The sequence below is a fragment of the Photobacterium sp. GB-72 genome (assembly GCF_003026095.1).
Classification (GTDB): Bacteria; Pseudomonadota; Gammaproteobacteria; order Enterobacterales; family Vibrionaceae; genus Photobacterium.
The window spans coordinates 64409-73157 of the sequence record NZ_PYNV01000022.1 but is presented as its reverse complement, the minus strand read 5'-3'; the positions used below and the strand labels follow the sequence as shown (position 1 = coordinate 73157).

The 8749-nt window shown below is 41.2% G+C and carries 9 protein-coding genes, 2 tRNA genes and 2 rRNA genes; 9 read left to right on the top strand and 4 right to left on the bottom strand.

Annotated features, from left to right (window positions below):
• The 6 genes from C9J40_RS19405 to C9J40_RS19380 form a co-directional block, all read left to right on the top strand.
• Positions 1-174 (top strand): 23S ribosomal RNA (locus tag C9J40_RS19405); the annotation flags it as partial.
• Positions 175-305: 131 nt separating this feature from the next.
• A 5S ribosomal RNA gene (rrf, locus tag C9J40_RS19400) occupies positions 306-421 on the top strand.
• Positions 422-557: 136 nt separating this feature from the next.
• Positions 558-634: transfer RNA gene (locus tag C9J40_RS19395), tRNA-Asp, on the top strand.
• A 37-nt stretch (positions 635-671) separates the two neighbouring features.
• Positions 672-748, top strand: a tRNA-Trp gene (locus C9J40_RS19390).
• 302 nt (positions 749-1050) lie between these two features.
• Positions 1051-1386: a DUF1904 domain-containing protein gene (locus C9J40_RS19385; protein WP_107205344.1), complete on the top strand. Its 336-nt coding sequence runs from the start codon at positions 1051-1053 to the stop codon at positions 1384-1386.
• Between the two features lie 96 nt (positions 1387-1482).
• Positions 1483-2334, top strand: a complete 852-nt coding sequence (locus tag C9J40_RS19380) for an endonuclease/exonuclease/phosphatase family protein (RefSeq protein ID WP_107247699.1) — start codon at positions 1483-1485, stop codon at positions 2332-2334.
• A 20-nt stretch (positions 2335-2354) separates the two neighbouring features.
• Here the strand turns inward: C9J40_RS19380 and C9J40_RS19375 are convergent, their stop codons facing one another.
• The 3 genes from C9J40_RS19375 to gloB all read right to left on the bottom strand — a co-directional run bounded on the left by C9J40_RS19375 (position 2355) and on the right by gloB (position 5427).
• Positions 2355-3044 carry a YIP1 family protein gene (locus tag C9J40_RS19375; protein WP_107247698.1) on the bottom strand — a complete coding sequence of 230 codons (690 nt, stop codon included), beginning with the start codon at positions 3042-3044 and terminating at the stop codon, positions 2355-2357.
• Complete coding sequence (locus C9J40_RS19370) at positions 3041-4597, bottom strand: LysM peptidoglycan-binding domain-containing protein (RefSeq protein ID WP_107247697.1); 1557 nt, start codon at positions 4595-4597, stop codon at positions 3041-3043. The genes C9J40_RS19375 and C9J40_RS19370 overlap by 4 nt, the downstream gene beginning before the upstream one ends.
• Before the next feature lie 71 nt (positions 4598-4668).
• Positions 4669-5427, bottom strand: coding sequence for a hydroxyacylglutathione hydrolase (gene gloB, locus C9J40_RS19365; RefSeq protein WP_005363468.1), 759 nt, complete (start codon positions 5425-5427; stop codon positions 4669-4671).
• A 43-nt stretch (positions 5428-5470) separates the two neighbouring features.
• Between gloB and C9J40_RS19360 the strand changes: the two genes are divergently transcribed.
• Positions 5471-6241, top strand: a complete 771-nt coding sequence (locus C9J40_RS19360; RefSeq protein WP_107247696.1) for a methyltransferase domain-containing protein — start codon at positions 5471-5473, stop codon at positions 6239-6241.
• Here C9J40_RS19360 and rnhA read toward each other — a convergent pair.
• A complete protein-coding gene (gene rnhA / locus C9J40_RS19355) occupies positions 6238-6702 on the bottom strand; it encodes a ribonuclease HI (protein ID WP_045084816.1) in 465 nt (154 codons plus the stop codon). The genes C9J40_RS19360 and rnhA overlap by 4 nt on opposite strands.
• Positions 6703-6753: 51 nt before the next feature.
• Between rnhA and dnaQ the strand changes: the two genes are divergently transcribed.
• Both dnaQ and C9J40_RS19345 read left to right on the top strand, forming a co-directional pair.
• Entirely contained in the window at positions 6754-7479 is a 726-nt protein-coding gene (gene dnaQ / locus C9J40_RS19350; protein WP_107247695.1) for a DNA polymerase III subunit epsilon, read from the top strand.
• Between the two features lie 7 nt (positions 7480-7486).
• On the top strand, positions 7487-8725 hold the full coding sequence (locus tag C9J40_RS19345; RefSeq protein ID WP_233217815.1) for a TIGR03503 family protein: 1239 nt from the start codon (positions 7487-7489) through the stop codon (positions 8723-8725).
• The last annotated feature ends 24 nt before the right edge of the window (positions 8726-8749 follow it).

Here is an 8749-nt window from a genome sequence, read left to right as displayed (position 1 = left end):
GGAATCGATAACCGCTGAAAGCATCTAAGCGGGAAGCGAGCCTCAAGATGAGTCATCCCTAGACCTTTAAGGTCTCTAAAGGGTTGTTGAAGACTACAACGTTGATAGGTCGGGTGTGTAAGTGCTGCGAGGCATTGAGCTAACCGATACTAATTGCCCGTGAGGCTTAACCATACAACACCCAAGGGGTTTTTATCTCGTCAAGAGAAACGCGGACTCCAAGTACACTTGAACGTGTAGAGAACACTAGTTAACTTTTCCCAGATTGCTATTTATTGTCGATGACAATAAATAAACCGAATTTGCTTGGCGACCATAGCGTTATGGACCCACCTGATCCCATGCCGAACTCAGTAGTGAAACGTAATAGCGCCGATGGTAGTGTGGGGTCTCCCCATGTGAGAGTAGGACATCGCCAGGCTTCCAATTCGTTTTCATCTTTTTAAGAAAAAGACGAAAGCAAAAAATAGATATCTATTTGAACTATGGATATCGCATGCGGTGTTATCGCTCTTAGCCATCCATGGCTTCGCGATATTAGAACATCCATGTTCGTCGGAGCGGTAGTTCAGTTGGTTAGAATACCGGCCTGTCACGCCGGGGGTCGCGGGTTCGAGTCCCGTCCGCTCCGCCACTTTATTTAGACACAGTTAAGTCTTTAAAATAACTACAGGGGTGTAGCTCCAATTGGCAGAGCAGCGGATTCCAAATCCGCGTGTTGGGAGTTCGAATCTCTCCACCCCTGCCATCTTCAAGAAAGCCTCGTCAGAAATGACGGGGCTTTTTTACGTCTGGATATTATTAGCTCCGCTATGTTCTTTTTAACTCTCTTTTATTGATTTCTTTTATTGAATGTAAATTATCATTGTATTCACTCTTCAATGTATTCTGCTGTTGATATTGTATTGCTTGGTGTAAAAGCAAAAAAGGAGGGGTATGATTACGCTTATAAGCAAAGAGATTGACCTATCGCTAACAATAAAATCTCGAGCTTAGGTAAGATTAAGTGATAATCTAGTGCTGCTAACATTGATCAATCAAGGAGAGTTCATGCCTCATCTTCGTTTCCGTGCTGTAGAGTTTGATGCAGTGAAAACATTATCAACAGATCTTGTTGATGAACTTCAACCACTTATGTCATGTCCTCGCGAAGATTTTACTCTAGAGCATATTCCGGCATCTTTTATCTTTGACGGAGAAGTATCTGATGCTTACCCGTTTGTAGAAGTTTTGTGGTTTGAGCGCGGACAAGAAACGCAAGATAAAGTTGCAGCGGTAATAACCGCTTCTATACGTAAAGTACTGGATGATAAAGATCAGGATGTTGCCGTCATTTTTACTGCATTAACGGCAACCGCTTATTATGATAATGGCGAACATTATTAATATTCCTCTCTAAAACAGATATTCAAACGTTTAAGTATTCATTTTTATAAGTCAGCTTATATCCAATAGGCTGACTTACTCTGTTTAAGGGGTAGTATGGCACGTTATACAAAAACGAAGCTTGTTGCTGGTGTCGGGGTGGTGGCAGGGGCGTTAGGCCTTGGGGCTTTTAATGCTTCTTTTGATATATCAACCCAACCTGATGTTACTAATGAGGTCTTTGCTCCACACCTCTCGTATCGTTGTATGGAAAGTGTTATTGCGCCGCCATTGGATATTGATGGTGAATTAACGGTAGCGGTCTGGAACATCTATAAACAACAACGCAGTAATTGGCGTAAGGCTTTAGAGTCTTTTTCAGCAGGAACGGATTTAGTTTTACTGCAAGAAGCGAGCTTAAATACTGATTTAAAATCATACCTTGATGATAATAGCTGGATGGTACGGATGGCGAATGCTTTTCGTTTCCTAGATACGCCGGCAGGGGTGATGAATTTATCTCGAGTAGACTCTAAGCAGACGTGTGCTTATCTAGCCATGGAGCCTTGGTTACGATTACCAAAGTCAGCATTGTTATCAGAGTTTTCGCTTTCTAATGGGCAAACACTGGTTGTTGTGAACTTGCACGGTGTGAACTTTGCATTAGGGCTTGATGAGTACAAAGCACAGCTCAATAGTTTAAAAGATGTGTTGTCCAATCATGTTGGTCCAATCATTTTGGCTGGGGATTTTAATACTTGGCGTCAGGGGCGGATCAAGGTGCTAAAGTCGTTTGCACATTCATTAGGATTGAAAGAAGTATCATTTGCAGATGATCAACGTATTCGTATCTTAGGCAAGCCACTTGATCATTTGTATTATCGTGATTTAACGTTAGTTAAATCAGAAGCACCAAGAACTGATGCTTCTGATCATAATCCGCTACTTGCATCCTTTAGGTTGAAGTAACAAGACGAGCGACGAAGTTGCTAGGCCACAATAATCAGTAGTGGCCAAACGATAAGTGTTAATGCCCAAGGTAATACGGCAACAATAATTGCTTTAGGACGATCAAAGTCAGTCCAAGCGCCTACAGCTGCATAAGTGAGTGCAATATACCAAGGCGCTAACAATGGTATTGTGGTCGCAAACGGTGCCCATGGATTGTTTAACGGTAACTTTAATAGCCCATTAATGCTGTTTAAATCAGCGGCATTGGGCAGAATATTTGCAGAATTAAAGATAACATTTATATAACTCGCAATATCACCAATAAATGCAGGTAACATGATAAAGCAAGAGGCTGCTAACCATTTACCGTAACTGTGTTGATATTGACTTCCTTTAGTGGCCATTTTTAACCATAATGCCAGTAGAAAAATAACCGCAGTTCTGCCTGAAAAATCGCTAAATACTTCTCCTGCTAGTAATACTTCTTTTGTTAACCACGCTTGTTTTACGGATTCATCCACACTACCCAGTTGGCTTTGTAAGGCTTGCTGTAACCAAGGTAGATCAACGTGATTAAAGTAACTCCCCCATAAGATAAATGAGCCGAAAATAATGATGATGTAGGGTAAGAACGCCCACTTTGGACGTTCATAAACCGCTGCAAAACAATCAATCGGCGAACGGAAAAGATCAACAAGAGCAATTAATGGATTTTTGGACGGTGTCATGCTTTAACCTTGCTTGTATCTATAACCAGTTTAAGTGTTTGGCCCTGTTTTAGATACTTTTTACTATTGAGATTATTCCATTTTACTATTTGTTTTACTGTCACTTTGTGACGTTGTGCAATAACACTTAAACTATCGCCATTTTTTACTTTATAGCTAATTGTTTTGACTTTATTGGTTGATTTTCCAGTACTTGTCGATACTTTATTATCAGAAACTTTTAGTTTTTGACCTAAATGTAACGTTGATTTCGTGGAGAGTTTATTCGCTTTCGCTAGTGCGTTAACAGAGGTGTTGTATTGACGTGCAATTGTCCACAAGCTATCACCTTTACGAACGGTATGGTGTGTGTGAGCAACCGCATTGCTGTGCTGAGTACGAACTAAGGCATAACTTGATGTTGGCAGTTTAAGTTGCTGGCCAATACGTATATTGCTCGTTTTGAGGTGGTTTGTTTGTTTAATCGCACTGATTGTTGTGTTATGACGAGCGGCTATTACACCTAAGCTATCGCCAGACTTAACTGTGTAAGTCGTAGTTCTTAAGGCTTTATTCCTATTATTAGCTAATGCGCGATTAAATTTATTGACGCTGTTTATTGGCAATAATAAATCGTTTAACCCATTAGGTGCCGTAACGCCTCGACGATAAGCCGGATTTAGCGCTTTTATTTCAGCTGTGCTGATACCTGCAAACTTTGCTGCAATATTAAGATCGATTTGTGTATTGGGCTTAACTATTGCAACCGCAGGTTTGTTACTAATTGCGGGTAATGTGATGCCGTATTTTTTCTGATTTTTGATAATATCAGCAACAGCATAAAGTTTAGGCACATAACTACTGGTTTCATCCGGTAGATCTAAATCCCAATAATCGGTTGATTTACCAAGCGCTTTATTTTTCTTAATGGCATTAAATACTCGGCCTTCACCGGTATTGTATGCAGCAAGTGCGTACTGCCAATTACCATCAAACTTTTTATTAAGATAAGTCAGTAGATTTAATGCAGCATTTGTTGATTTCACAATATCGCGACGACCGTCGTACCAACTATTTTGCTTTAAGCCAAAGCGACGACCTGTATCGGGGATAATTTGCCATAAACCTGCCGCTGCCATATTAGAGTAGGCGTTTTGATCAAATGAGCTTTCTACAATAGGCAGTAAGGCAATTTCTAATGGCATACCGCGTTTCTCAACTTGTTCTGTAATGTAGTACAAGAAAGGTTGAGCACGCTTTGCAATGATTTCTAAATTGCGAGGGTGTTCTAAGTACCAGTTACGGTAATAACGGATACGTTTATTATTTGGGATGTGGGTATCGATTTGCATGCCAATGCGATCCCAGACATTTTTTTGTTGTTGGGGTGTGATTTTTTTTACTTCTGAAGTTACCTTGTCTGGTTGGGATTCAAACAAGGGGGGAATGACTTCATTTGTCGGTTTTACAACGACGGTATTTACATCGTTAGTCTCGGCTTTTTTGGTGATAGGCTGTGATGTTTCACAGCCAACTAATAAAAGCACGCTTGCTAAAAGAATCCGTGATTTCATAACTGTCGTCTATTGCTAAAGTGGCTGGAGATAATACGTGTCCAACCACCTTAGTGACAAGGTCTAGTATGTTAAAACTTATCTTTCCAACGTCGAAGTGCTGCGAAAGTCTCAAGATCGGAGTTATCATATGCTTTATCAGCAACAGAACGCTTGATGCTAGGTTGATCGCAACGTAAAAAAGGATTGATGCGTTTTTCTTGACTTAGTGTTGATGGAAGCGTTGATTTTCCGTTGGCACGAAGTCGAATCACTTTATCGCGGTATTGCTGTAGGTGGGGATTATCTTGCTCAGCGACAAGAGCAAAAGCGAGATTACTTGCGGTGTATTCGTGAGCACAAAAAACTTCTGTTTCATCAGGAAGGCTAGCAATTTTTTGTAGTGAATCGAACATTTGTGCTGGCGTGCCTTCAAATAAGCGTCCACAACCCGCCGAGAAAAGGGTATCACCACAAAAGAGTTTTTCATCCCCGACATAAGCGACATGACCTAAGGTATGACCTGGAACACTAAGCACCATAAAACGTTCACCAAAAATATCCACTTGGTCGCCATCTTCTACTGGCTGCGTTAGCCCAGGGATTGGCTCATTAACCGGTCCAACGACTTTCGTTGATGGAAAGCGGCGTTTGAGTTCACTGATCCCCCCGATATGATCATGATGATGGTGAGTGATTAAAATCGCATCAAGGGTAAAACCGAATTTATCGATGGTTTCTAAAACCGGAGTTGCATCACCGGGATCGACAACGACACAGTGATTATCTTTGTTGTGAATGAGCCAGATGTAATTGTCATTAAATGCGGGTATGCTTTTAACTGTTAGCATGAATTTCTTCTCCAGCCTTATTCAAGTGTTGAGCAGTACTATTATGAAGCCAGCGCGTACAGTAACACATATTGAAGTGCCTTATTCTTGGTCTAATGTGACCAATGGTGAATGGGCGGCACAATTATTACAAGCTCGAATCGATGAGTGGTGTCCGAAGCTGTTTGGTTACCATATGTTAAAGCTTGGTGGCTTAAGTGCAGAGCTGACCAGTCACCATTGTAATATCCAACATCAAATTAGTGTAGATAAATTCAGTAGTTATCGTAACGTCGAGGCTGAATCTTTTGAATTGCCCTTTATTGAAAAGTCATTTGATGCGTGTTTGCTGATTCATCAGCTCGATTATTCAACGGATCCTCATCGATTAATGCGTGAAATTGATAGAGTTACTGTTGATGATGGTTACCTGTTACTTAGTGGTAATAATCCATTAAGTGTTAATGGGTTTTGTGGATTATTGCCGTGGAATAGAAAAAAAGCGCCATGGAATGGACGAATGTATTTATCCTCTCGAGTGATTGATTGGCTTAGGTTGTTAAACTATGAGGTGATATATCACGAAACATTTGCGGTATTACCTTCTACGCGTCATTTAACGTGTTCAGCATGGCTGGAAAATATCTTATCAGAACCCTTATCTGCAGTCGGAAGTTTGTACTTTATCGTGGCTAGAAAGCGTACTTTTCCATTAAAACCGATAGAACCAAAATGGAAAGTGAGACGTCAATTGGCTCCGTTACAAGTAAATTGTCGTACCGAAGCCTGTAATAAAATGGAGAAGAGAGATGAGGCGTATAAAAAGTCAAACTAATTGGCTTGGTAACCTTCGTCAGTAAAGGTGGGTTTTTCTGCCGCGGCTCTAGCTAATACATCGCAACGTTCATTTTCTGGATGACCCGCGTGACCTTTTACCCAATGCCATTGCACTTGATGACGTTGGGTTTCTGTGTCTAAACGTTGCCATAAATCTGCATTTTTTACCGGCTTTTTATCGGCTGTTTTCCAGCCCCGTTTTTTCCAATTATGGATCCACTGGGTAATTCCTTGACGCACATACTGGCTATCAGTGGTAAGATCAACTAAACATGATTCCTTAAGGCTTGCTAACCCTTCAATGGCTGCAAGTAGCTCCATTCGATTGTTAGTTGTCATGAAAAAGCCGTCACTTAATTCTTTTTCATGTTGCTTGTACCTAAGTACTGCGCCATAGCCACCGGGACCTGGATTACCTAAACAAGAACCGTCTGTGTAAATTTCTACCTGCTTCATCATATTTGGTAGTATTGCCCTAGATAAAAACTTAAGTCTGACACATAAGCCACTATGAAAGCCACTAACCAACGCATTATTGTATTTGATACAGAAACTACCGGTATGAATATGACGGGCCCGCATTATGAAGGGCATCGGATTGTTGAAATTGGTGCGGTTGAAATCATTAACCGTAAATTAACCGGTAATACATTCCATGTTTATATCAAGCCTGATCGCCCAATCGATCCTGAAGCGATTGATGTTCACGGTATTACGGATGAGTTCTTAATCGGTAAGCCGAGCTATGCTGACATCCATCAAGAGTTTATCGACTTTATTGATGGTGCAGAGCTGGTGGCTCATAACGCATCGTTCGATATTGGCTTCATGGATTATGAATTCCAGTTAATGGGATCTGATCTTAAGAAAACGGAAGATATCTGCAAAGTAACGGATACCTTGGAAATGGCAAAACGCCTCTTTCCTGGTAAACGTAATAACCTTGATATTCTTTGTTCACGTTATGGCATAGATAACTCGCATCGAACGCTCCACGGGGCTTTGCTCGATGCCGAGATCCTTGCTGATGTTTACTTAATGATGACGGGTGGTCAAACATCATTGAAATTAAGTGGCGATAACGAAGGGGATAGTGAGAAAGAATTTGCGATAAAGCGTTTAGTCGGAGAGAGAAAAGGGCTAAAGGTTATCTGTGCTTCTGCCGATGAATTAGTTTCACACGAAGAAAGACTCGATTTGATCGGAAAAAAAGCTGACGTTCTTTGGCGTCTGTAGGAGAGTTATGCTGAAGCGGTTATTAATATGTATGGCTGTCTGGCCATTATTTGCTTGGGCGCAAGATAATGATCGGATGACGTGGCTTGATAACCGTTTCCGTGTGGATCCAACGATAAAACAAGTGTCTTTCATGGTTAAACGAGAGCAACCAAGTCGCCCTGTGGTGTTGGTTGCGCCGGATGGCACGAAATATTACTCCAGTCGTCATCCTAAGCATGTCTCTTGGTATTCTGAAAATGATCTCGACATTATTTCGATTGATGAGCCAATGGCTGGACCTTGGCAAGCAATTGGCCGTGTGTCGCAAGATAACCGTATTACCTTGCTGTCTAATCTTCGCCTAACAGCTGACACGTTGCCGCAGAATTTATACCAATCTGAAGTGTTAAAGTTCTCAGCAAAACTGTTGCAGAATGACCAGCCTTTAACCGTCCGTGACTTTTTAGATCGGGTTAAATTACGTGTGTCATTTTACCCCTATATATCGAAAGAGCAGCAACTCGTTCATGATGTACAGCCTGAGCCAATAGTGGTGGGTAATTTTGAAGATAATGGTCAAGATCGTGATGAAGTGGCAGGGGATGGTATCTTTACTGTTTCTCTTCCTGTAACGGTTGCACCGGGTAAATACCGGGTTGTGATTAAATCAATGAATGGTGTTTTTACGCGAGCCATAGAGCAAGAAGTATTAGTTTACCCTAAACCGTTTTCTGCCACTCTCATTAAAAGTCATAAGCCGCAAGAACCTCACCAGTTAGTCGTATTACCACAAGATGATGCGTTGGTCGCAGGATCGTTAGCAGCTTATATTCGCTACGGTACACCAAATACCAAGCAGCAAATTATTCAGCAACGAACATTACCAAATGAAACTAAGTTGTCGATAGGATTACCTTTTGATGGTGAGGCGGGGAAATATTCGTGGGAAGGTTGGATCTATGGTACTGATCGTTTGTATCAACGCGAGCTGATATTTCCGTTAGTTGAGAGCCATTTTGCGGTGATTAATAATATTCGTTCAGAAACTCATGTTGAGATCACGCCTATCGATAAAGCGGAACTTGAACGACAACAGATATTGAAAGAAATTGAATTGCAAAAAACCTCACGTGAAAAAACACTTAGCGTGATGGTAATGGGGAATATAGCGGTAATCGTATTGGTCATTAGTGGAATATGGGGCTGGCGAGTATTTAAAAAGCGTCGAAAAGAGAAAAAAGAAGCTCTTGTTTTACCCTTATAAACAATGGTCAGAGAACAAGAAAAG

Coding starts and splice junctions, on each gene's coding strand:
- gloB (WP_005363468.1), bottom strand. CDS start 5,427: ATGCTAACAGTTAAAAGCATACCCGCATTTAATGACAATTACATCTGG.
- C9J40_RS19385 (WP_107205344.1), top strand. CDS start 1,051: ATGCCTCATCTTCGTTTCCGTGCTGTAGAGTTTGATGCAGTGAAAACA.
- C9J40_RS19360 (WP_107247696.1), top strand. CDS start 5,471: ATGAAGCCAGCGCGTACAGTAACACATATTGAAGTGCCTTATTCTTGG.
- C9J40_RS19375 (WP_107247698.1), bottom strand. CDS start 3,044: ATGACACCGTCCAAAAATCCATTAATTGCTCTTGTTGATCTTTTCCGT.
- C9J40_RS19380 (WP_107247699.1), top strand. CDS start 1,483: ATGGCACGTTATACAAAAACGAAGCTTGTTGCTGGTGTCGGGGTGGTG.
- rnhA (WP_045084816.1), bottom strand. CDS start 6,702: ATGATGAAGCAGGTAGAAATTTACACAGACGGTTCTTGTTTAGGTAAT.
- C9J40_RS19370 (WP_107247697.1), bottom strand. CDS start 4,597: ATGAAATCACGGATTCTTTTAGCAAGCGTGCTTTTATTAGTTGGCTGT.
- C9J40_RS19345 (WP_233217815.1), top strand. CDS start 7,487: ATGCTGAAGCGGTTATTAATATGTATGGCTGTCTGGCCATTATTTGCT.
- dnaQ (WP_107247695.1), top strand. CDS start 6,754: ATGAAAGCCACTAACCAACGCATTATTGTATTTGATACAGAAACTACC.